Origin of the sequence: Rhizobium sp. BR 314, assembly GCF_047445805.1 — a bacterium.
Classification (GTDB): Bacteria; Pseudomonadota; Alphaproteobacteria; order Rhizobiales; family Rhizobiaceae; genus Rhizobium; species Rhizobium lusitanum_B.
On record NZ_JARWLA010000025.1, the window covers coordinates 32,986 to 54,611 of the forward strand.

A 21,626-nucleotide genomic window follows, 5' to 3' on the forward strand; every position below is an offset into this window, starting at 1 on the left:
CAGCCCCTCGATCTGCCTGGGTTCATGATATTGGGAACCGGAAGGGTTCTCGCGCGGGTCCTTGGGTTTTGGATGCAGCCGGCGAACAGGAACGCAACCGACGACTGCCTCGGTTGCATCGGAACCCCCCTGAACCACTCAATTCGCCCGGTCCGCTCGCCGCTCGTAATGTGCAAAATCGATGTCGTTGGCGAGGAGAGCGGGCGCGGCGGTGCGGCGCGAACTGATGGCGACGCCCCATCGCTCCAGGATGCCGGCGGCTACCATTACGGCGGCCGGGATTACGGATTTGACGGGCTCAGTCACCGGTCCGCCCCAGCTATCGAGGTCCACCGGTTGGCAGCCGATCAGTGCGAGTCTTGCGGGATAGCGATCGAGAAGGTCGGCAGCGCTCAGAACTTCCTGGAAGCCTGTCTGGTGCAGGCTCATCTTTTTGGCGCCGGTGAATTTCGGCACGTCGTCATTCTCGACGATCTTCAGCGTGCCGGGCGCGAGACCGAAGTCGACCGCGTCGAATACAATCAGATGATCGGCTTCGGTGACATATTGCACGAGATAAAGGCCCTGGGTGCCGCCGTCGAGCACGGTGACGTTGGTCGGCACCGCATAGGCCTGGTGGAAGGCTTCGACAGCGCGGACGCCAAAACCCTCGTCCGCCCAGAGAATATTGCCAATGCCGAGCACCAAAACGTTCGGTTTGCGAGAGTTCGCTTCGTCCATCCTAGTCCTCGTTGTGCTTGGACAGCCGCTCGCCCGAAATCATCGACGAAACGATGCTCTGGCGGCTGACGATGTCCTCGCGTACCGCGATATAGATATGGATCATCACGAAGATCAGGATCACCCACATTCCCAGATGATGAAGGGTATGAACGGACTGGCTGTTCGGCCAGATGAAGAATACCCGACCAAACAGCCTGTATGCCCAGCTGTCGTGGCCGACGCTTTCGCCATAGAGCGCAAATCCGGTGATCACCATGAATGTCAGCGGCAGCGTGAACGTCACGAACATGACGAATTGCGACAGCGGATTGTGGCCAGCATATTTCAACGCGCGTCCAGTAAGGAATGTGTAAACGCGCACCTCGTGCAGCCATTCGCTCCAGAACCGTCCGCTCCAGAAGGGAACGTAGAAGATTTGGCGTGCATGCACGTTGCCGACGAAGACCCAGTAGATTCTGAGGATCAGGGCCACGGCCAGGATCTGCCCGGCGGCGAAATGGACAAAACGGATATAGCCCATCAGGAAATTGGCGCTCGCCTCGCCGGGTGCCGCCGCCAATGGGCTGCCGATGAAATAACCCGTCAGCGCCAGCGCCAGGATGGAGAAAGCGTTTATCCAGTGCCAGAGGCGAACGGGCGCCTCGTAGGCATACACGTTTTCGCGCTCGCTGGCGCGTTCGTCATCGGCGTTTGAGATAGCAGAGATGCTCATGATCGTCCTCCTCATCTGACTTGGACCTTGGCCATTTCCTGTCCGTCCGGGCTCATGATATGGGTGGAGCATGCAAGGCACGGATCGAAGGAATGGAGGGTTCGGAGGATTTCGAGCGGCTGCGACGGATCCGACATAGGCGTGTCAATCAGTGAGGCCTCGAACGCGCCGATATTGCCGTGCGGATCGCGCGGACTACCGTTCCAGGTGGTCGGCACCACACATTGATAATTGTCGATCTTGCCCCCCTTGATCTTGATCCAGTGTGCGAGGGCGCCGCGCGGGGCCTCGGTGAAGCCGACGCCCTTGACCTCGCAAGGCCAAGTCTCCGGCTTCCATTTGTCGATGAAGGCGGTGGCGCTGTCGCCGGCCTTGATATTGGCGACCAGCTTGTTGTGGAAATAGCGCATCTGCCGGCCTGCCCAGACGGATTCGAGCGCGCGAGCGGCGGTACGCCCTAGTGTCGAAAATAACGCCGCGGTCGGCAGGCCGAGGTCCTTCAGGACCTTGTCGACGGGATCCTTGAATTCTGCCTTGCCCTGGGCGTAGCCCAAGACCCAACGGGAAAGCGGGCCGACTTCCATGGCGTGGCCGCGCCAGCGCGGCGCCTTGATCCAAGAATATTTTCCGCCTTCGTCCAGCTCTTGAATGTTGGTCTTGGTGCCCTTGGCATTCGGCCCAAGCTCGTAATGCGGCACGGTGACACCGTCCCAGGGATGCAAGCCCTTGGCCTCGTCCGGATATTCGTACCAGGAGTGACTGACGAATTCCTGGATCTGCTCTGGATCGGAATGGTCGACTGGCAGGACTTCGTTGAAATTGCCATTAATGATCGCACCGCGCGGAAGCTTCAGGCTCGCCTCCGTGTAGTCATTTGCGTGTTCCGGCACGTCGCCATAGGCAAGCACGTTCTTGCCCGACAACCCGCCGCCGAACAGCCAATCCTTGTAGAAGGAACCGATCGCCATGATGTCCGGTAGGTATACCTTCTCGTTGAACTCGATCAGCTGGTCGATCACCGACGAAATTTGGTTTAACCGTTCCATTGTAATCGCGCCGACGGCTCCCGTGCCGTCGAGGTTGATCGGACAGGGCACTCCGCCGACCAGCCAATTCGGATGCGGATTTTTCCCGCCGAAGATCGTGTGGATCTTGACGATCTCCCTCTGGAAATCGAGGGCTTCGAGATAGTGTGCTACGGCCATCAGGTTCGCTTCAGGCGGCAGCTTATAGGATAGATTGCCCCAGTAGCCGTTCTTGAATGGACCAAGCTGGCCGGATTGGACGAACTTTCTCAGCCGTGTCTGGATGTCTTTGAAGTAGCCCGGCGAAGACAATGGCCAATCGGACACCGATTGGGCAAGCGCCGAGGTGGCCTTCACATCGGCCGTGAGGGCAGATATGACATCCACCCAGTCGAGCGCATGCAGGTGATAGAAATGCACGACGTGGTCATGAACCTGCAATGCCAGCTGCATGAGATTGCGGATCGAATTGGCGTTTTCCGGAATGGTTATGCCGAGCGCATTTTCAACCGCCCGCACCGATGTGAGCGCATGGGTTCCGGTGCAGACGCCGCAGATCCGTTCCGTGAAAGCCCAGGCATCGCGTGGATCGCGATTTTTGAGGATGACTTCAATGCCTCGCCACATTGTGCCGGTGGAAACGGCATTGCGGATGATATTGTCCTCGTCGACATTGACCTCGACCCGCATGTGGCCTTCGATGCGGGTTACAGGATCGACCACAAGACGCTTGCCGGAATTGTCGAGCGTGAAGCCATCTGGCGTTTGGATGGTCATCGTGATCTTTCCTGTCCATTGCCGTTTTTAGGACCGGTTTTCCCGCGCTTGGCGGTGACCTGCTTGACGGCGCTGATTGCAGCATGGGCAGCAATCGCCCCACCGACAACACCAGCTGCGGTCATGCCCACCTGGTCTGCAGTGGCTTCCACGCCGAATGGGCTGACCTCGGTCAGTCGGGAGTAAAAGCTTCCTGCGTCCCAGAAATTTTGTTCCGAGCAGCCGATGCAGCCATGACCCGACTGGATCGGGAAAGAGACGCCGCCATTCCAGCGAACGGTCGAGCAGGCGTTATAGGTGGTCGGGCCTTTGCAGCCCATCTTGTAGAGGCAGTAGCCCTTGCGCGCGCCTTCGTCGTCCCACTCCTCGACGAACTGGCCGGCGTCGAAATGAGCGCGCCGATAGCACTTGTCGTGGATGCGCTGCGAATAAAACATCTTAGGCCGACCCTGATGATCGAGTTCGGGGAGCTTGCCGAACGTGGTGATGAAGGTGACGACGCCGGTCATCACCTCTGCGATCGGCGGACAGCCAGGCACTTTGATGATCGGCTTGTCGCGGATCACTTTGTCGATCGGCGTCGCCTCGGTGGGGTTGGGCGTTGCGGCCTGAACGCAGCCCGAAGAGGCACAGGTTCCCCAGGCGATGACAGCCAGGGCGCCTTCGGCCATCCATTTGAGTTTCTCGACGAAGGGTCGCCCGCCATCGATGCAGAACATCCCGCCTTCGTTGAGCGGCGGATTGCCTTCGACGGCAAGAATGTACTTGCCCTTGTGCTTCTCCTTGGTCTCTTTGAGGATCGCCTCGGCCTGGTAGCCGGCCGCCGCCATGATTGTATCGTCGTAATCGAGTGAAATCATCGACAGGACTACATCCTTGGCCAGCGGATAGGCGGAGCGGATGAAGCTTTCCGAGCAGCAGGTGCATTCGAGCCCATGCATCCAGATCACCGGCACACGCTCTTTGGTTTCAAGTGCCTCGGCCATCGCTGCGGCCGTATCGGAGCCAAGGCCGAGGCAGGCCGCCGTGAGGCTGCAGAACTTCATGAAACTGCGCCGGGTTATGCCCTGGCGACGGATAACATCGTAAAACGTTTCGGTCGCGGCCATCCTGCTCCTCCACCTTCCCACCCCTGAGGCCTTTTTATTCAGTGAGCGATTTTAATCCTCGATCTCAACTCGACCCCTGAGTGGCGACCGCTTTTCAAACCGCTTCAGCCGAGGCCTTTGACTGGTAGCCGACGTTCCCCATGATGTGGTAGTCACTGAGGTCTGCCTCCTTCGTTAGGTTCCAATAGTCGATAAGGCGCCAAGGGCTGTTTGTTACGATTCGCCCCCGGGCGTTGCGGAAATAAGTGGACATGCCGGGATGGCTCCAGATCATCTTCTGGTGCATTTCCTGGATCGTCCGGTTGTAGTGTTGATAAACGTCTTGCCGGCATTCCACCTCGGATAACTTCTTTTCTCCCATCTGGCGCAGAACGCTCAGCACGTAGTCCAGCTGGCTTTCGATCGTGAAGATGAAGTTCCCGCGATGACCGAGGGCTGTATTGGGGCCGTAGAGCATGAAGAAGTTCGGGAAACCCGGCATGACGCTACCAAGATACGCCTGACAGTCGTCATCGTCCCAAGCCTCACGTACTGTCACGCCATCGCGTCCGAATATCTGAACTGGAAGCAAGAAGCGTGTGATATCGTAGCCCGAGGCGACGATGAGAACATCTGCCTCATGGCTGTCGCCATTTATCGCTCGGATCGACTTGCCTTCGACCTGTGCAGCAGCGCTGTCCACCAGACTGACCTGCGGCTTCAGAAGGGTTCTGTACCAGCCATTGTCCAGGAGCATTCGCTTGCCGAACGGCGGGTAGGGGGGAATGACCTTCGCCAGTAGCTCGGGCCGCCCGGCGAGCTGTTCTTCGATATATCGTGTACACGTCTCGCGGTGGCCGTCGTTCAGCGCATTCACAGAGCGATCGGGATGCGGCCATGCCGGATCCTTCTGCAGGGATTCGTGCACTTGAGTATCAAAAATCCAACTCAGCCGGAGCCTATAAAGCCATTCGTAATGTGGTACCGCGCGGAGCAAGAACTGCATCGACTCGGGAACCGACATAAGAAATTTTGGAAAGGGTGCCGCCCATTGGCGCGATCGTTGGAAGATTGTCAGGGCGCTCACCCGATCGGCGATGGCCGGGACAATCTGCATTGCCGATGCTCCGTTTCCGATCACAGCCACGCGTTTGCCGTCGAGCGTAACCCCGGGATCCCAATTGGAGGTGTGCACCAACGGTCCGTCGAAGTCACGCAGCCCGGGAATGTTTGGCCATTTTGGCGTGGTAAATCCGCCCACGGCTGAAATGACCACATTGGTTACAAGGGTTTCTTCCCGCCCGTCTGGCAAGCGCAATCGAGAATGCCAAGTCCGGCTTTCCTCATCATAACGAGAAAACAGGCATTCCGTGCCGTAGCGGATTGAGCTTTCAATACCGAAGTCGCAGGCGACCCGGTTGAGATATTCATCAATTTCCTGCTGCAACGGGAAGAACTTACTCCAGTCGCCGCTGGCAAACGTGAAGGAGTATAGATGTCCGGGCGTGTCGACCCCGCAGCCAGGATAGCGATGTGAATGCCAGACCCCGCCTGTGCGGTCCTGCTTTTCAATCTGGATGTAAGAAACGCCCAGTTGTCGCAGCCGAACTGCGGCCGCGATGCCGGACATGCCGGCTCCGATGACAAGTATGCGGAAGTTGTCCGGCAAACACACCGGATCAGGAACCGCGCCTGAATACCTCCGCAGCTTGTGGATCATCATGTCAGCATATTCCGGCGGAATAGGCTCAGCTTCTGACATGGAGAGCATGCGGATCAATTCTTCTGCCGATAAGTCTGCCCTTGCGATGGGAACGCCTTGGCGCCAAGCCATGATGGCGCTCAGTGCTGCATCGCGAATCTCCGCCTGCAATTCGATTGCCAGACCACCGGAGTCGTTGTCGTCCCAGCCGCTCTTGGCAGGAATAAACCGCGGACCTAGCCAATATTCTCGTCCTGTGAACTGATAAAGCAGGAGCAACAAGGTTGGGATATTGGCCGAAGGGAGTGCTTCGGCGATACGCTGACGAAACTGGTCGATGTCTTCAAAGTGAGCCATGGATTAGGTTCCTGCGGTTGAAGGATCTGGACCAATCGTCCAAGGCCTCGCGCCTGGATGCGATTGCTGTCCAAGTTCGAGGGTTCCACGACGGGCGTTTGGGGAGATTCTGCAGCAATTCGGCAAATATCAATTCAAAACGCGCCGGACCGGTCGGCATTGATCGCCGCGAACAAAAAGCCGCCTATTGAGGCGCCGTCAGATTAGAGGTTATGACGACGATGAGGGTTTGCTCGTGCGTTCGTCGCGACCACCCAGGTACAACCTGATGCGTCTGCGTGGCCACCGTTCGATATTCCTCGGCGAACATGGCCTGTTCCTTCTTCGGGATCTGGAGCCTTCTGCTCTCGGATGACCGGGCATAGGTCCCGGCAGATAATTTGGCGCTAACATTTCGACATCTCCATGCGGTACCGTCGGACCGTGACGCGTCTGCAAATGCTTCGCAGCAATATGCGTGCCAAAGGAAAAAATGTTTTCTTGTTCAACATAATCGATCAAACCGCCCGGCGTTGCATATCGATCGATTGTCGCATATCGGACAAGGCCAAGTGATCTTGACCCGTTAACCGCCTGACGAGCGCGAGGGACTGCTGCCGACCTCCTCGCCGGGACATCGAGTTCGGGGCCGAGCGTCTCGGCCGCGAATGTTGCCCAATCCGTTATGCCCGATATTCCCTCGCGCTTTGGCCGAAAGGGCACGACAAATCGTTGCCAGACATGGGTGGAATGGCTGGTTATTGCCAATAGCATGCGAAGGATTGGCTCTTCGCCGGCAGCGGCGGCAGGACTTGTTCTTAGGTCGCCTTTTCCAGCACGTGAATGTCTGAGCCGGCGGCATCTGAAAGCACATCAACCGACACAAGCCCTGCCAGGTTCGCGCATTCTCTGAAAAACTCTTCCGAAAAAGAAAATGAGTTCTTCAAATGCAGCCGATCACCATTTTTAAGTTCGATGCTTTTTCCTTTGAGTCGAAACGACAAATTTCTATTCACCGTCGCGGTGTGGATCACCTGCATGAAGCTGTCATCACCTCTTATATCCGCCTCATACTCAAACACTCCTGGATCAAAGTTATCGTCGACGGGTAATTCTGCCTTCATTCGATAAAATACGTTTAGCTGAAATTCTGGATGCGCTTCGTAGTAGGCTTTTGCGACATTCCACCTCAGATCCGAGCCTATTGAGATCGCAAGCCAGCACTTCTCAGCGCTGTTCGATATCCTCCTCAACGCCTGGACAACCGCCGCAACCGGAGGAGCCTCACTTATGGAAGCGGCAAGATTCCCAAAAGTCCGCCCGAACATGACGACCAATGCCGTTTCCTCATCGGAAAAAAAGCGCCGCCCGGAAAAAATGTCATCTCGTATGAACTCGATCTTCAGGTCGAACGATGGTGGCGATCGCTCTATATCCGAGAGGAACTCGTTCGAGCGATCAACCAGTACGCAACGTGAGGTTTTTCCGCGCAACTCCGTTGCAAGGGGAAGGGTCTTCTGCTGAAATGCTCGCACTGTTCCGGGGCCAAAGTCGAGAATTGACACCCCTTTTTGAGATCGCTTGCCCTGAGGCCATCGGACATACTCTTTTACTCTCTGCTGAAGGTCTCGTGCCAACTTGATCTCGGCGTCGACCATATTGGTTGTCCCGGTATCCAACGCATTGTTCATCCTCTGGGTTTCAGCCCTTGCCCACAACAGCGAGCCGCTCATCGAATTGCCGTCCCGATCACATCCAGTGTGGTGAGCGTATTGTTCTGGACCTAAGTCTGGCGCATATTTTTGTTGAAACAGCTTCAAACTCGTTTCAAGAAAGCTCACAATTGCTCTCCTCTGTGGGTGGCGATGGATTGGCGACAGGCGAAACTTTTGCGCAAAAAATTCTTTTGCCCGTCGCATTGAGCGCACGGATCGTGGCGGCGGCTTTCTGTGCCATACGTATGGCGGTGTCTTTGCAGCTACCCACCTTTTTGTGTGGGGCCGACTGTCGGATTTTCCTCCTCCAGCAAGTCGGCGGCGGTTCAGGCATTATTCAGGCCAAGGCAGAACATCGTTTTAAAACAATGAAGTGCTACTCATGCGCCTTTGACCGTGTCCGGCATTGTCGGAAGCGCGACACCGTAATGTCGCGTGTTTGCTCGTCGACCTCTACGCCAAGTTGCTTGCGCGAGCGCGATCGCGTTTCACCGGTTTTTGTTAGCTCCTCGACACAAGCTTTTTCAGCTTGCTCGGGATCAAATAGCCGAAGAGCAACGGGAAGATCGCTTTTCGGCCGACCAAAGGGAACTGGCATGAATTTTGAACTCTCTCTGCGAGGCGATCAGCGCTGCCGGCACCTTGAGTGGCCTCATAATCGGGGGATGTCGGGTCGCGATCGACCGGACAACCAGATCGCGACGGTCAATAGCCGGAGTTGCCGAGTATCGCCACTCGCCCTCTTGGCTTTTCGATCGGCAGATGAAGAGCGGCAATGGGACTTCAGCCGTCAAAGAACATGACGGGCTAATGCAGCCAGCCGCCGTTCAGGAGAAATCAATTCGTGGGTGACCCAATTCCAGATCATGTTCCGCGCGAAATGGTGAGCGACTTCAGCTTGTTCACGTCACCCGGCATGCAACGCGTCTCCAATGGAGATCCTCATGGAGCCGCCGCTCGTGTTCACGCCGGACCACCAGTGTTTTATTCACTCCACAATACGCGTGATGGTCGTGGCACGTGGCTCAGAACCCGGGCCAAAGACCAACGCAAAGTGCTGCAGGACCCTGATACTTTTTCCAGCAATCGCAGCATTTTCGCCTCTGCGCTCGGTGACGACTGGCCGTTGATCCCACTCGAGCTTGATCCACCGGCCCACGGCATCTTTCGCTCCCTGCTTAACCCCCTGTTCTCGCCAAAACGAGTGATGGCGCTGGAAGCGTCTATCCGTGCGCAAGCGATCACCATTGTCGAAAAGATCTCCGTGTCGGGTAAAAGCTGCGAGGTGATGAAAGATTTTGCCATTCCATTCACAGTTGGCGTCTTTCTTCAGTTTTTGGGATTACCGAACGAGCGGCTCGACGTATTTGTCGGCTGGGCGAAGGCCTTGCTCCACGGAGATAAGGTCCAACGATCGGCAGCCGCTCGGTCTATTCTGGAGTTTATCGATGAACTTGCGGCCTTGCGCCGGAAAGAGCCTGCAGGCGACTTCATGACCTTCGTCGTGCAGGCACAGATCGATAGCCGCCTGCTGGCCGAAAACGAAGTCCGTGGCATCGGCGTACTATTGTTCGTCGCGGGGCTCGATACGGTCGCAGCCGCGATCGGCTTTGACTTGGCCCATCTGGCACGCAATCCAAAAGACCAAAATTTGTTGCGCAGTGAACCGGAACGGATCGTGCTCGCAACCGAAGAATTGTTGCGGGCATATTCGACCGTACAGATGATTCGTGTGGCAACGAAAGATATCGATTTCGAAGGCGCGCCGATTCGCAAAGGGGATTATGTTTGCTGCGCTACGATGATTGCCAATCGTGATCCGGCGGAGTTCGAGGATCCCAACGTGATTGACCTGGCACGCGAGGACAACTGCCACACCGCGTTCGCCGCAGGTCCCCATCGTTGTCTTGGTTCGCACCTTGCCCGGCGGGAGATCATCATCGGCTTGGAGGAATGGCTGTCTCATATTCCTCATTTCCGTATCAAAGAAGGTACGGCCCCCATAACCCATGGCGGCCATGTGTTCGGGATCGAAAATCTGGTCCTGGAATGGTCATAACTCGAGCGCCGCTATGCAGCTTCGGAGGTGCGGCATGCACATCATCGTCCACACTGCCAAATGCCAGGGACACGCGCGATGCTGGTTCCAAGCGCCGGAGATCTTCAAGTTGGATGAGGATGGTTATATCCTGCCCGGCAATATCGACGTTGCTGCAGGGAACGAATTTCGCGCATCCCGGGGTGCTCGATCATGCCCCGAACGTGCGCTGGAAATCACCCGCTCATTCGATACAGTTGGAGTCACGGCGTGAACTGAGGCTTTAGACCTGCAAGCGATAAGCAGACGGTTGATCGACGATCCACCCGTGTTTCAAAAGCTGCTACCTGCAAACATCATGCGCCGATGTCGCTCAGGTCTGTCTGACATGCGACAATGGCGGACTTGCCGGAGAGCTGCTTTAAGAAAGTTACTGCAAAACAAAGGGTTTTTCCTGCGGCATGCATATTGCTTCGAGCCATTTGCGAACGCTTCACGATCAAAGTCAACTGAGCGGAAATGTCGAAAATGTCAGCAAAATGCTCTCTGCCGCCGCCTACCTCCTGCCATCAGATTTCCGGACGTAATGGAGAGATCTGGTCTTGTCACCAAGGAATATTCAGGACGAATTGCTTCTCTTGAAAACGTAACGATAGTCCTTGCTTGCTCAGGGATGGGAATGAATCCCTGATCCCAAATCTCATGCATAAAATTCGCTTTCCAGGACGATTGTTGAGCACGCGTTTAGCGCGGGCGATGAATTTCTCTTTGACCCAAACATCGGAGCTTCAGTGAATATCAGACCCATTCTTCTCGGCGGGATTGCAACACTTTCAGTCGCGCCTTCCGTATGCGCTATCGATCAAGTCGTCGCCGTCGAGCCGGAACCGGCTGAACTTGTCCGCATCTGCGATGCCTACGGCAAGGGCTATTTCTATATCCCTGGATCTGAAACCTGCATGCAAGTCGGGGGTATGGTCCGCACGCAGGCATCGTCATACAATCCTTACGCCCCAGTTGAACCCAGCGGCACCACCTGGCTGACGCGAAGCGAAATCTATGTCAATGCGGCAACGGAGACTGAATATGGCCTCCTGAAGACGACGACGACTCTACGGTTCGATTATACGGACGATAGTAGCACGATCGGCGCCGATCTACCTGTGGCGAATATATCGCTTGGTGGTTTCCTCATCGGCCGCGCCGGCTCTCAATATAATGATTGGATCGGCTATGTCGGCAATGTCATCAATCCGGATGTAATCGGCAATGGCCCTCTCAAATTGAATCAACTTTCGTATTTTTATGATTGCGGCGTAAGCGCCGTCTCCGCCCCATTGAATTGGCTATATTTTGAGGCTTGCCGGGTGTGCGAGAAGGTTTCCAGGACTATCTGGAGATTTGCATGGCAGATGATGGATTTGTTGGGCGTTACGAAGTTGTCGAGCCGCGCCGCGGAAACCGGCGTTGGCCGGACGATGTGAAGGCGCGGATCGTGGCGGAAAGCCTTGAGCCTGGCGTTCGTGTTGTTGATGTCGCGCGCCGTCATGACGTTGTTGCGCACCAGCTTTCCTTGTGGCGCCGGCAAGTGCGCGAGGGCATTCTGGCGTTGCCTTTTGAGACTATGTCGGGCCAGTCGGAGAGCGGCGATGCCGAGCCTGCATTTGTGCCTTTGGCGATTGCGGCAGAGCCGAGCGAGGCTGTGAGTGTTTTGGCGCCGCCGCTGCCGGCGACGGTTTCGTCGGTCTTGACATTGGAGATCGGCCCGGACGTTGTGATGCGGGTTCCCGGCGATGTGCCGGTTGAACGTGTGGCGGCTCTGGTGCGAGCCATGCGAGGGACGGCATGATCGTCGCGGGCCAACGCCTGCCGATCCTGATTGCAACGCGGCCGGTTGACTTCCGCTGTGGGCATCAGGCGCTGGCTCTGATGGTGCAGACCGAATTGAAGCTCGATCCGCATTCCGGGGTGACGGTGATCTTCCGGTCGAAGCGCGGCGATCGCCTGAAGATCCTGGTGTGGGATGGCACCGGAATGGTGCTAACCTACAACGATCTGCATTCATACTGCATCTCTCTTTCGGATTCAGTTGAAGGTTTTGGCGTGTCTGGCATTTTCCTTATGGGCGGCGAGGCGATCGACGAGTTGGTTCCATCGACTGCATTGCTTTTGCGGTAAATCGCTCTTCGGAAGCTCGTACAGGTAATAGTGTCCGTTGTAGGCATGGCTGGTGACGAGGCCATGTTCAGCCCATCTGGCGAGGGTATGCTCATGGATATTGAGGTGTGCAGCCGCCTCCTTCTTTGTCAACATCCCACGATCCCGGAGCCGGTCATAGCGTGATCTCAGCTTGTATTCGCGAACAAGATAGGTGACGCGTTTGGTTGTGAAGCGGGCGTTGCGCTGGTCACGGCGCGTCACCGAGCCCGGACGGTATCCCTGATTGTTGAGAATGTCGGCGATCTCGGAAAAAATATGATCGTCGAGGAGTTTATCGATCAGTTGGATGACGTCGGGGCTCGTCTTGACCTGCTGGCTGGGCGATTTTGGGCTGATGGTGACGAGTGTCTGGGTTTTGCCGCCTTTGAAGCGAATATGAGCCTTGGTTGTGCCTCTCTTCGGTAGTTTGAGGAGGGTGACATCCTCAATGATGTGGGCAAGCAAGCGCTTTCGTTCGCGGTTCGGGGTCTCTGAATTGGTCCAGAGCTTTTTGAAGTCCGCCGTCATTGTGACCAACCGCTCTTGGACGGCCTTATTGAGGATGAATTGATCGTGCTCCTGGGCGCGCTCGCGCTCTTCGCGGGCATTAGCCAAGATGCGGAGCTTCTCGTTCCATTCCCCTTCGAGCGTGTCGGCGACAAGGCGGTTATTGGGATCGACGAGCATGAAACGGCGCTGGGCGAGATCGGCCTCGGTTTGGGCGCGCTCGATTGCGCGACAGCGCAGCCGGTCCGCCTCTTCATGTCGCGCTTCGATTTCTTTGCGGACTTCAATTGCCAGTTCGACGGCTGCCGGCGTCATCTGATCCGCGATCAACATGCCGATGGCTTCGTCGACGGGAGGAGCAGCGATCGCCTGGCACACGTGTTCTCCGCGATTGCTACGGGCGCGGTCACAAACGTACCAGGCTTCCTGTCGACCGCGTCGGGCAGCGTAGCGCATGTGAAAATGCCTGCCGCATTGCCCACACACGGCCCGTCCCTGCAGCAGCGCCGGTCCTTCCCGCGGAGGCGATGCGACACCGGCGTTCCATTTATGGCAGATGTTCGACTTTAGAATCCTCAGGTTCTCTTGGTGCTGCTCCCAGCTGATATAGCCGGGATGGGCATCTGGAATACACGCCGTCCAATCGTCGGTACCTTGTTCACGGACGAGCTTTTTGCCATCGATGGTTCGTCGATAGCGACGGCGACCATAGGCATAGGCTCCGGCGTAACGTGGATTATGCAGCACGCGCATCGCCGTCGAAGGCGTCAGTGGCCGAAAAACAGTCTGGCTATCGTGCAGGCGGGAGGGAAAGAGAATACCTTCCTGACGAAAGGCCTTGACGGTCTGGGAGGCGGATCCGACGCGAGAGAACGTCTCAAAGAAATGAGCAATCGTCTCTCTAATTTGCATGTCCGGATCGAGAGCCACATTGCCGGAATGGTCATAGACCAGTCCGGTTGGCAGGGGGCAACGGAACTCGCCGCGCCGTGCCTTGTTGAGAATACCGCCGCGCAGCCTTGCCTTGATCACATGCAGTTCGGCCTCACTCATTGTTCCCTTGAGGCCGAGCAGGAGGCGGTCGTTGAAACTTGCCGGGTCATAGACACCGTCCTCGTCGAGGATCAGGGTGTCAGCAAGGGCGCAGATCTCCAGTAGACGCTGCCAGTCGGCATTGTTGCGCGCCAGCCGGGAGACCTCCAGACCCATGACGATCCCGGCATGCCCCATGCCGACATCGCTGACCAGCCGCTGAAATCCCTCGCGCCAGACCGCCGATGCGCCGGATTCACCCTGATCGTTATCGATGACGATAATTTGCTCCTCGCGCCAACCAAGTGCGATAGCGCGCCCGCGAAGCGCATATTGCCGCATGGCGCTCTCGGTATTGTCGATGACTTGCCGCATCGAAGATTGGCGGATGTAGAGGTAGGCGCTGCGTTCACGGTGATGGGACTGGACTTTGAGGTGTACATTCATGTTCATGGTGCTCTCCGTTGGTGGATGCTCATGGCGATGGTCGCCAGGACATGAACGACGGCGCTGAGGTCGTCGCGCGCCGGTCGGGTGGCCAATGACAGGTAAAACGGGTCTTGATCAGGGCTTGCCGCCGCAGGCAGTGCACGGGCCCATCCCCACATGCCGCGGCGCAGAAAAAGCATGAGGCCGCTACGGGCCTTGAGCGGCAGAACTTCGCCGAGAGCTGCACTGCGCAGCATCTCGTACTGGTCCGCGATGGCCGGCAATGAACATGCCGGTCCCGTGGCAACGTCTAGCGGATCGTTTTTTTTAACACCCGCTCGATCGTCCTGGGATGAAGCTCGATATCGAGTTCGTTGCGGACCATCTTGGCGAGCTCGCGTGCATGAACGGGTACGCCCGGAACCAGCCTTGCCTGCAGAAATGCCAGGACTTTGTCGTCGACCTTGTGGGGCCCGCGGGGACCCGGCTTTGCCGGCACCAGTCCAGCAATCCCACTCGTGTCGAAGTTTGCCTTGGCCTGGTAGTAGGTCGGTCTGGAAACACCATACTCGTCGGAAGCGTCCGTTACCGAGACGTTGTCGACGGAGACGCGTCGCAGCATCTCGTATTTGACCTGGACGGCGTCGCGCGGATCGAAGAACTCGCTGCCGCGGAACTTCGGGTCGCGCACCTTCTCGGAATTTGGATTGAAGGTGCCCTCGTCGATGAGGGCATCCATCTTTGATCGCTTGCCGCCGTACTTCGCAGGCATTGCGGGCTCCGGGTATGAGATCGAGCATTAATGTAATGCTAATTATACCGCACTTCTGATTTGTATCAAGGACATTCTCTGAGCAAATTAGGGAAATATGCCATACAGCGAGTCCTCTTGCGGCATAATCTCGTTTACATTAGCGGCATAATTGTCCTTACACTCCGCTCGCCACCGCGCTGCCAACCTGTCACAAAGGTGTTCCACCATGTTGGCCAATTCCATCAAGTTCGAAACCAGCAAGAGCGCCCGCCCGTTGCTCGCGGCAACTTCCGGATCAACGCTCACAAGATTGGTCGACTACATGGCAAAACGGCTGCTGTTTGAAAGCACGCGGCTCTATGTCGACGAGACCACGGCTCCGGTGTTGGATCCGGGGCGAGGCAAGACGAAGACCGGTTATCTCTGGGCCGTGTTGCGTGACGACCGCGGCTGGAACGGTTCTGCGCCGCCGGGCGTGGTGTTCCATTATCGGCCCGGGCGTAAAGGCGAATATGCCGCTGAAATCCTCGACGGGTTCAACGGGACAATCCAGGTGGATGCCTACGGTGGTTACTCTCACCTCGCCACGTCGGACCGGATGGGCGGTGATCCCTTGAAGCTGGCTTTCTGTTGGGCGCACGGGCGCAGAAAGCTGATCAAGGCCGCGCCAAAGAGTGGATCGCCCATCGTCGACGAGGCGCTGGTGCGGATCGCCGCGCTCTACAAGATCGAAGGCAGTATCCGGGGCTCAGATCCCGAACATCGCCGGGCAGTTCGACAGGACCTGTCCCTCCCGCTGGTGGACGAATTCTTCACCTGGCTCGCAGCGCAAGCCAGCGCGTCTCACGCAAGTCCGACCTCGGAAAAGCCCTGGCCTATATGCTGACGCGGCAGGACGGATTCCGGCTGTTTCTGGACGACGGCCACGTCGATATCGACTCCAACCTGGTGGAAAACGCGATCCGCCGACCAGCCATGAATCGCCGCAATGCGCTCTTTGCCGGTAGCGACGTTGGCGCGACATACTGCTCATCTGACGATGTCCTTAAAATAAAAGGGGATTTTGAACCGGATCCTGAGATATCGGACGTCTTGATCGCCTGGCATCTGCTTCGCGGCGAACAGTGTCGTCTTGAAGGTCGGAAAGTTGAATGATCCAAGGCGCTCCAGCACATAGCTGTCGAGCGGGAAGGACGCCGCTGCTTACCATCCGATAAGCCGTAGCTCGACTTACCTTCAGAATGTCGGCGGTCTCGTCGAGGGTTCTCTCGCCGCGTTCAGCCCGTTCGCCTTCCCGATAGACGGGGATGCCGTGGATGTTGCGAAGACTGCAGACGTGGCTTCGTGTCCAGCTGGCGCCATGTCCAGTCCGCTTGCCGGAGCGGTTCAGGATCGCTGCGATTGACAAATCAGGTAACTGCCTTGCCAAGGCGCGCACGAGATCGACAACAATTTCCGTGATTAGTAGCCGAATGATCTTTTTGCGCGTCTCAATGGATACGCTGGGGCTGTCCCATGCCTGCCCCAGGTCCCTGCCGAGCTTCATCAGTCTTGCACGGTCATCTGCCGATAGCGCGGGCATGTCGCGGTCGGTCGAGAGCGTCTCAAGCTCGATCTCCAGGTCACGCAATTGGATCAGTTTCTCATTCCAGCGTCTTTCCAACTCGCCCGCGACCAACCGATTGTCGGGATCGACAGCGTCATACTGGCGCCGCGCTCGAGCAGCCTCATATTGTGCTTGCTTGATTGAGTTCTCGAGTTGCTGACGCTTATCGCTATGACGCTGCGTGTGCGCCTCCATTGCCTGCAACGCCGCCTCGATCCCGAGGGGTTGCAGTCGTTCGAGAACTTCCTGCGCGACGGCCCGATCGACGCGCATGCCACCGAACCCGATGCAGTTTGCAGCCGCCATGTCGCCGAATGTGCCGCGACAAACGTATCGCTGCGTGTTGCCGCCTTTCCCAGAATATTGAATATGCAGTCGACGACCGCAGCGACCGCAACGAAATAGTCCAGGCAACAAAGCTTCGCCACGCCTTATCGAACCCCGCCCTATGTAGCTTTTTCCATTCGCATTCTCGGCGATCAGATGCTGATTCCTTTCAAACTCGGCCCAGCTAATATAGCCTTCATGATGGTCGTGGATCAAAACTTCCCAGTCCTTCGAATTACGCCGCAACGTATCACGGATGACCCGTTTGCGCCCATCCTTGATCATCACCCGTGTCCCACGCCGGCCGTAGGCGTACGAGCCAGCGTAGACGGGGTTTGTCAGTATGTGATGAAGGGTATGATAAACCGGAGCTTTCCACTCGATCGGCGGTTTGCCGCGCCCTTGATTGACAGACGGAACCAAGACATTCTCTTGCCTGAACCAGAGCAACACCTGGCGGACGGTCTGCAGTTCGGCGAATTTACGAAAGACGAGCAGAATGCTCTCCTGAACGCGCCGATCAGGATCTTTCTCGACACGGGCATCATCCGTCTTCACATATCCGACGGCAACAGTCAGATGAAGTTCGCCGCGCCGCGCTTTTTGGCGCATGGCCTCGACGGATCGTTGCCGAAACACGGATAACTCCATCTCGCTCATCGTACCCTTCATGCCAAGAAGGAGACGATCGTTAGGCGAGCGCGGATCGTAAATAGCCTCTTCGTCAACGATCAGAGTGCCGACCAGACCACAAAATTCCAGCAACGTATGCCAATCACGGCCATTGCGCGCCAGACGTGAGGCCTCAAGCGATACGACTGCTCCCACCCGACCTTCACATATCGCCGCCAACAGCTTCTCGAATCCTGGGCGGGCGATGCCACCTCCGGATCGTCCAAGGTCATCGTCGACGATCTCGACGGTCTCCCAACCCAACTGTCGAGCACGCTCGACTAAGCCGTACTGCCGTCGTTGGCTTTCCAGGTTATTGGCAACCTGGTAGGCTGTCGACTGCCGGACGTAGACGAAGGCGCTAAGGCTAAGATGGTCGGCGGTAATCTTACTCATTGCCCGCCTCCTTTCCGCCGTCGGCGAACCGCTTGCCGGCCAGCTTTGCCGCCGCTTCCGTCAACAGTAATTGAAGGAGTGTTAAGGCTTCCCGGCGCTGGGTGTCGCTCAGGTCTACCGGCCGGGCTGTCACGAACAGATCCAATTGCATGCGAAATTGCTTTCTCATGGCTTATCCCTTCGGCTTCTTGAACCGAGCGAAAAGGTACGTGAGAATCAATGAATGCGCGCAGTTCAATAAGCTTGGCTGCCGAAAGGCGCGGCTCGGCTACAATCTCGATCGAACTTGCCGCAGGATCAAACATCCATGCGGGGATTTGAAATGAGCCACCATGGGCTTGTCGAATCAGCAGATAATGAACACCTTCGTGCTCATGGCTGCCGGTTACCAATACGGTTTGGTCAACCAGTGGATGGAAGGGATAAGTGACCGTGGACTCGAATGCCAGAAACCCGGCATTATGAACCCGGCTTCGAGGGAGGGGGCCGCAACTGGGCCCGGTTTGCCAGCCTGATCGGCACTTGTAAAATGAACAGCGTTGAACCCTACGCCTATCTGTGCGATCTCTTCGTCAGCCTCGCAAACGGCCACCTAGCAAAAGACATCGATGCCCTCATGCCCTGGGCCTACGCCGCCCGCATCAAGGCCTCACAATGAGCTCGTCAGGTACTCTTCGGTGAGCTCATTTGACGGGCCGTAGATCAACCTCAGATCACTGCAACTGAAAAATCGATGGGGCGTGGACGCCGCATACGTTTTGAACGTAGCCTTCGCCGCAACGACCGATGGCCGACGCGCCGAAGCCGATCACAGTTGGGCGTGTTTCGGCCGAGTAACCAAGCAAATTGCGCCGCAGACGACCAGTTCTCTCCGCTAATGCAAGCTCATCATCCGGCAGCGCGAAATGGTCGAGCCCGATTTGCAGATAGCCGGCAGCGGCTAACGTTTCGGCCATGACCGAGGCCTGCTCAGCGCGCCCGGCTATATCGGGCAATGCTGCCCGGTCAATCAGGAGCTGATTTTTTCTATAGGATAGATCGTGCGAATAACCGAAGACCGCGAGACGGTCGGGACGCATCTCAATAGCTAACTTCGCGCTCTGGCGACAGGACTGGACTGTTTGATAGGGCAATCCAAACATCAGGTCGAAATTGATGCGCCCTATTCCATGCAGGCGAAGGTTCTGGACGGCAGTCATCACCTGCGCCTCGCTCTGAACCCGGTTGATCGCCTTTTGTACGATGGGATCAAAGCTCTGCACACCAACGCTTGCGCGGTTCACACCGGCTTTCTCCAAGGCTTCGGCCATATCGGTGGTGAAGGTGCGCGGGTCGACCTCGATAGCGATGTTAGCCGCTTTCTCGAACGCGAAGTGGCCGCGCAAAAGTTCCATTAGCGACAGGAAGTCTGCTGGCGGCATGATGGTCGGGGATCCGCCCCCGAAGTGCACGTCGCTCACGCCAAGTGCCTTCGGCGCTTGCTCGGCGACCAAGCGGATCTCCTCACGGAGCATTGCTAGATAGTGGATGATCAAATTATCCAGACGAGTGATGCTCGTTGGAAAACCACAATACCAGCACATCGAGCGGCAAAATGGAATGTGCAGATAGAGCGAAACAGCGTCATCGGTTGGCAGGCTCCGCAGCCATTCCTCATACGTATGGGCGCCGATTGCAGAGGAAAACTCCTGTATCGTTGGATAGATGGTATACCAAGGTAAATGCGCCTCGCTATGTTTTTTCGAGATGAAAGTTGATGATGAGGCGCGCAATGACTTTCGTCTCCAGTCCGGCTTATCATGTCCAGATTTCACGCGTCGTCTTCCTTTCGATCAGATGGGATTCTGCGCTCGAGGGGTGCTTTTTCGCCGCCAGGCATCATGGCTTCCCGTCTTCCAATGCCGGTCGCCCGTTCCCGCCGCCCTTAAATCGCAAACGCAAAGGTCATTCCAGTCGAGTGAACGATCCAGGACTTGCGTATCATCGACGTCGCTGAAATGAGCTGTCCTTAGTTCGAATGCCGAAAGACGTTTGTGCTTAAATTCGGATTGTGACGATGACCCAACGCCTTGAAGCCAAATGCAACGTTGTCCTTTCGACAATGTCCGACATAGGACAAGCGCGCCGCCCAATCATCTCGATGTTTTGAATCCCATTTGTCGCTTGGCATGATGGATGCGTAGCTCCACAATGCACTGCGTCAAGGAGGAGGAGCCGTCCCGCGATCGGCCTCTCCGAGGAGGCGGGCACCGTTGCTGAGAGTGGGCTCTGGTCGAACGCTTTGAATTTGTACTCTGATTGATCGCTGCGCCGGCTAAGGGCGGAGAATCTGTTCGGCCCCTGGCGCCGGTTGACAGAAACGGCCTCAAAAGGTGACGGGCCGCGGCAGCCTCTTCCTCGCCGGCAATTTCGACCAGTGCTTTTGCAAGAACGACGGAGACGACGTGTCGACGAGGCCGCCGGAAGCCGCTTTTTCAAAGATGACGCCGGCATAGACCTTCATGCCATGACCCTTTCGGCGGTTTCAAGCTCACGTTATGGCCCGTCATACGATCCAGCGATTTTCGTTGGGAAGAAAGAACAGTGAGGCAAGTGTTGCTGGCGAAAGTTCTGGCTTGGAGTGATGAGCTGGAGTTCACCGCAAGCGTGTGCTGGCATATCGCCAGCACGCGTGCTCGAGCCATCCCTATGTCTCAGGCATCGATGAGGAGTGATGGGCTGTAATCATCCATTTTCCGTCCATGAATTCATAGGTGTAGGTGTAACGTGCGGGAATTTTGGTGCCATCGGCGAATGAAAAAGTATAAATGCCGCTGTCCGTTGCCATGTTACATCCGATCCTGATCACGCGCAGATCGATCGATCCTTTCGGCCGCTTTTTGAGAAAGTGCTCGAAATAAGCGGCTCGCTGCTCGTGTGTCAGGCGCGGTGTGTTCGACAGCGTCGGCAGCAGGATCGCATTTTCCGCATAATTCGCGGCAACTTTTTCGGAGTCGAGTGTTCTGAGCGACGCATTCCAGCGATCGAACAATTCTGCTACCTGCTGCTCGGTGATCGGAGCGCAGTTTACAGTGCCAGCGACGGCTTGCTGCAAAGATAAAGTGGAAAGTACCGCCGCGGCGGCAAGTGTAAGACGCATGCTTCATCTCCGGTTTTTGATTGCGCGATAGTTCTCGGCAGGGCTTCTCCTGACTGCTTTTGATTGCTTTCAGCGTCACTCTTGTGCCGTCGACGCCCCAGGTTCTCTGCAATCAATGGTCCGCCTGATGCAGCACCGCCATCAATTCGCAAAATCGATTGTTTGAATAGCACACATCCACGGCATCAATTTACACGCTAAACAGCGCATCCCTCGTTAGGAATCGCCGAGCCGGCCAAGCTCCTGCCGCGGCGCATCTCAGCAATCTGAAGTTAGGGGCTGCTCTCGATCAACGAGCTTCTTCATGACAAGTCGCGGCAAATGCAAAAGATAGGATGATTTGCCACGACGCTTTGCCCCTTATCGGATACATGGTTTTGCCTGTCCGGGAGGGTCGCCGCTCGCAGCCCTTCGATTGGACTTTTGCGGTTGGTGATTCCACTCAAGCA

At 56.7% G+C, this 21,626-nt stretch carries 18 protein-coding genes and 4 pseudogenes; 8 read left to right on the plus strand and 14 right to left on the minus strand.

Going from position 1 to position 21,626, the window contains the following annotated elements; all coding sequences use genetic code 11:
- Positions 1 to 138: 138 nt before the first annotated feature.
- The 5 genes from QD461_RS25220 to QD461_RS25240 all read right to left on the minus strand — a co-directional run bounded on the left by QD461_RS25220 (position 139) and on the right by QD461_RS25240 (position 6,384).
- Positions 139 to 720 carry a HyaD/HybD family hydrogenase maturation endopeptidase gene (locus QD461_RS25220; RefSeq protein WP_004112860.1) on the minus strand — a complete coding sequence of 194 codons (582 nt, stop codon included), beginning with the start codon at positions 718 to 720 and terminating at the stop codon, positions 139 to 141.
- A gap of 1 nt (position 721) precedes the next feature.
- Positions 722 to 1,450 carry a Ni/Fe-hydrogenase, b-type cytochrome subunit gene (gene cybH / locus QD461_RS25225; protein WP_004112862.1) on the minus strand — a complete coding sequence of 243 codons (729 nt, stop codon included), beginning with the start codon at positions 1,448 to 1,450 and terminating at the stop codon, positions 722 to 724.
- Positions 1,447 to 3,237 carry a nickel-dependent hydrogenase large subunit gene (locus QD461_RS25230; RefSeq protein ID WP_004112865.1) on the minus strand — a complete coding sequence of 597 codons (1,791 nt, stop codon included), beginning with the start codon at positions 3,235 to 3,237 and terminating at the stop codon, positions 1,447 to 1,449. The genes cybH and QD461_RS25230 overlap by 4 nt, the downstream gene beginning before the upstream one ends.
- Entirely contained in the window at positions 3,234 to 4,346 is a 1,113-nt protein-coding gene (locus QD461_RS25235; RefSeq protein WP_004112868.1) for a hydrogenase small subunit, read from the minus strand. The genes QD461_RS25230 and QD461_RS25235 overlap by 4 nt, the downstream gene beginning before the upstream one ends.
- Positions 4,347 to 4,440: 94 nt before the next feature.
- Positions 4,441 to 6,384, minus strand: coding sequence for a flavin-containing monooxygenase (locus tag QD461_RS25240; protein WP_004112870.1), 1,944 nt, complete (start codon positions 6,382 to 6,384; stop codon positions 4,441 to 4,443).
- Between the two features lie 17 nt (positions 6,385 to 6,401).
- Between QD461_RS25240 and QD461_RS25245 the strand changes: the two genes are divergently transcribed.
- Positions 6,402 to 6,575: a hypothetical protein gene (locus tag QD461_RS25245; protein WP_154660802.1), complete on the plus strand. Its 174-nt coding sequence runs from the start codon at positions 6,402 to 6,404 to the stop codon at positions 6,573 to 6,575.
- Between the two features lie 606 nt (positions 6,576 to 7,181).
- On the opposite strand, the gene QD461_RS25250 is transcribed toward QD461_RS25245, so the two are convergent.
- Entirely contained in the window at positions 7,182 to 8,204 is a 1,023-nt protein-coding gene (locus QD461_RS25250; RefSeq protein WP_240535393.1) for an L-histidine N(alpha)-methyltransferase, read from the minus strand.
- Between the two features lie 754 nt (positions 8,205 to 8,958).
- Between QD461_RS25250 and QD461_RS25255 the strand changes: the two genes are divergently transcribed.
- The 5 genes from QD461_RS25255 (at position 8,959) to tnpB (ending at position 12,294) form a co-directional block, all read left to right on the plus strand.
- Positions 8,959 to 10,137, plus strand: a complete 1,179-nt coding sequence (locus QD461_RS25255) for a cytochrome P450 (RefSeq protein WP_051043313.1) — start codon at positions 8,959 to 8,961, stop codon at positions 10,135 to 10,137.
- Positions 10,138 to 10,171: 34 nt separating this feature from the next.
- Positions 10,172 to 10,390 (plus strand): ferredoxin, encoded by a 219-nt coding sequence (locus QD461_RS25260; RefSeq protein ID WP_004112880.1) that lies wholly within the window; start codon positions 10,172 to 10,174, stop codon positions 10,388 to 10,390.
- Between the two features lie 517 nt (positions 10,391 to 10,907).
- Complete coding sequence (locus tag QD461_RS25265; protein ID WP_004112883.1) at positions 10,908 to 11,600, plus strand: porin; 693 nt, start codon at positions 10,908 to 10,910, stop codon at positions 11,598 to 11,600.
- A complete protein-coding gene (gene tnpA, locus QD461_RS25270) occupies positions 11,522 to 11,965 on the plus strand; it encodes an IS66-like element accessory protein TnpA (RefSeq protein ID WP_015341991.1) in 444 nt (147 codons plus the stop codon). The genes QD461_RS25265 and tnpA overlap by 79 nt, the downstream gene beginning before the upstream one ends.
- Complete coding sequence (gene tnpB / locus QD461_RS25275; protein WP_081598427.1) at positions 11,962 to 12,294, plus strand: IS66 family insertion sequence element accessory protein TnpB; 333 nt, start codon at positions 11,962 to 11,964, stop codon at positions 12,292 to 12,294. The genes tnpA and tnpB overlap by 4 nt, the downstream gene beginning before the upstream one ends.
- Here tnpB and QD461_RS25280 read toward each other — a convergent pair.
- From QD461_RS25280 to QD461_RS25290, 3 genes are read right to left on the minus strand one after another with little or no spacing between them, the layout of a single operon-like run.
- The gene (locus tag QD461_RS25280) at positions 12,202 to 14,307 is read right to left on the minus strand and encodes a recombinase family protein (protein ID WP_240535394.1); all 2,106 of its coding nucleotides are present in this window, start codon (positions 14,305 to 14,307) and stop codon (positions 12,202 to 12,204) included. The genes tnpB and QD461_RS25280 overlap by 93 nt on opposite strands.
- Positions 14,304 to 14,567 (minus strand): hypothetical protein, encoded by a 264-nt coding sequence (locus QD461_RS25285; RefSeq protein ID WP_037136419.1) that lies wholly within the window; start codon positions 14,565 to 14,567, stop codon positions 14,304 to 14,306. The genes QD461_RS25280 and QD461_RS25285 overlap by 4 nt, the downstream gene beginning before the upstream one ends.
- Before the next feature lie 26 nt (positions 14,568 to 14,593).
- Entirely contained in the window at positions 14,594 to 15,055 is a 462-nt protein-coding gene (locus QD461_RS25290) for a helix-turn-helix domain-containing protein (RefSeq protein ID WP_004112894.1), read from the minus strand.
- A 208-nt stretch (positions 15,056 to 15,263) separates the two neighbouring features.
- Here QD461_RS25290 and tnpC point away from each other — a divergent pair.
- Positions 15,264 to 16,192: pseudogene (gene tnpC, locus QD461_RS25295) on the plus strand (IS66 family transposase).
- Here tnpC and QD461_RS25300 read toward each other — a convergent pair.
- The 3 genes and pseudogenes from QD461_RS25300 to QD461_RS25310 form a co-directional block, all read right to left on the minus strand.
- Positions 16,083 to 18,038 carry a recombinase family protein gene (locus QD461_RS25300; RefSeq protein WP_004112912.1) on the minus strand — a complete coding sequence of 652 codons (1,956 nt, stop codon included), beginning with the start codon at positions 18,036 to 18,038 and terminating at the stop codon, positions 16,083 to 16,085. The pseudogene tnpC and the gene QD461_RS25300 overlap by 110 nt on opposite strands.
- Entirely contained in the window at positions 18,031 to 18,207 is a 177-nt protein-coding gene (locus QD461_RS25305) for a hypothetical protein (protein ID WP_240535395.1), read from the minus strand. Before QD461_RS25305 ends, QD461_RS25300 begins: the two co-directional genes overlap by 8 nt.
- Before the next feature lie 106 nt (positions 18,208 to 18,313).
- Positions 18,314 to 18,430: pseudogene (locus QD461_RS25310) on the minus strand (hypothetical protein); the annotation flags it as partial.
- Positions 18,431 to 18,507: 77 nt separating this feature from the next.
- Between QD461_RS25310 and QD461_RS25315 the strand changes: the two are divergent.
- Positions 18,508 to 18,696: pseudogene (locus QD461_RS25315) on the plus strand (transposase domain-containing protein); the annotation flags it as partial.
- Positions 18,697 to 18,793: 97 nt separating this feature from the next.
- Here QD461_RS25315 and QD461_RS25320 read toward each other — a convergent pair.
- Together QD461_RS25320 and QD461_RS25325 are read right to left on the minus strand one after the other, a co-directional pair.
- A pseudogene (locus tag QD461_RS25320) lies at positions 18,794 to 19,810 on the minus strand (radical SAM protein); the annotation flags it as partial.
- Positions 19,811 to 20,724: 914 nt separating this feature from the next.
- Positions 20,725 to 21,177 carry an SgcJ/EcaC family oxidoreductase gene (locus QD461_RS25325; protein WP_004112919.1) on the minus strand — a complete coding sequence of 151 codons (453 nt, stop codon included), beginning with the start codon at positions 21,175 to 21,177 and terminating at the stop codon, positions 20,725 to 20,727.
- Between the last annotated feature and the right edge of the window lie 449 nt (positions 21,178 to 21,626).

Coding starts and splice junctions, on each gene's coding strand:
- QD461_RS25325 (WP_004112919.1), bottom strand. CDS start 21,177: ATGCGTCTTACACTTGCCGCCGCGGCGGTACTTTCCACTTTATCTTTG.
- tnpB (WP_081598427.1), top strand. CDS start 11,962: ATGATCGTCGCGGGCCAACGCCTGCCGATCCTGATTGCAACGCGGCCG.
- QD461_RS25305 (WP_240535395.1), bottom strand. CDS start 18,207: ATGAGAAAGCAATTTCGCATGCAATTGGATCTGTTCGTGACAGCCCGG.
- QD461_RS25240 (WP_004112870.1), bottom strand. CDS start 6,384: ATGGCTCACTTTGAAGACATCGACCAGTTTCGTCAGCGTATCGCCGAA.
- QD461_RS25230 (WP_004112865.1), bottom strand. CDS start 3,237: ATGACCATCCAAACGCCAGATGGCTTCACGCTCGACAATTCCGGCAAG.
- QD461_RS25260 (WP_004112880.1), top strand. CDS start 10,172: ATGCACATCATCGTCCACACTGCCAAATGCCAGGGACACGCGCGATGC.
- QD461_RS25220 (WP_004112860.1), bottom strand. CDS start 720: ATGGACGAAGCGAACTCTCGCAAACCGAACGTTTTGGTGCTCGGCATT.
- cybH (WP_004112862.1), bottom strand. CDS start 1,450: ATGAGGAGGACGATCATGAGCATCTCTGCTATCTCAAACGCCGATGAC.
- QD461_RS25235 (WP_004112868.1), bottom strand. CDS start 4,346: ATGGCCGCGACCGAAACGTTTTACGATGTTATCCGTCGCCAGGGCATA.
- tnpA (WP_015341991.1), top strand. CDS start 11,522: ATGGCAGATGATGGATTTGTTGGGCGTTACGAAGTTGTCGAGCCGCGC.
- QD461_RS25290 (WP_004112894.1), bottom strand. CDS start 15,055: ATGCCTGCGAAGTACGGCGGCAAGCGATCAAAGATGGATGCCCTCATC.
- QD461_RS25280 (WP_240535394.1), bottom strand. CDS start 14,307: ATGAACATGAATGTACACCTCAAAGTCCAGTCCCATCACCGTGAACGC.
- QD461_RS25300 (WP_004112912.1), bottom strand. CDS start 18,038: ATGAGTAAGATTACCGCCGACCATCTTAGCCTTAGCGCCTTCGTCTAC.
- QD461_RS25255 (WP_051043313.1), top strand. CDS start 8,959: ATGGTGAGCGACTTCAGCTTGTTCACGTCACCCGGCATGCAACGCGTC.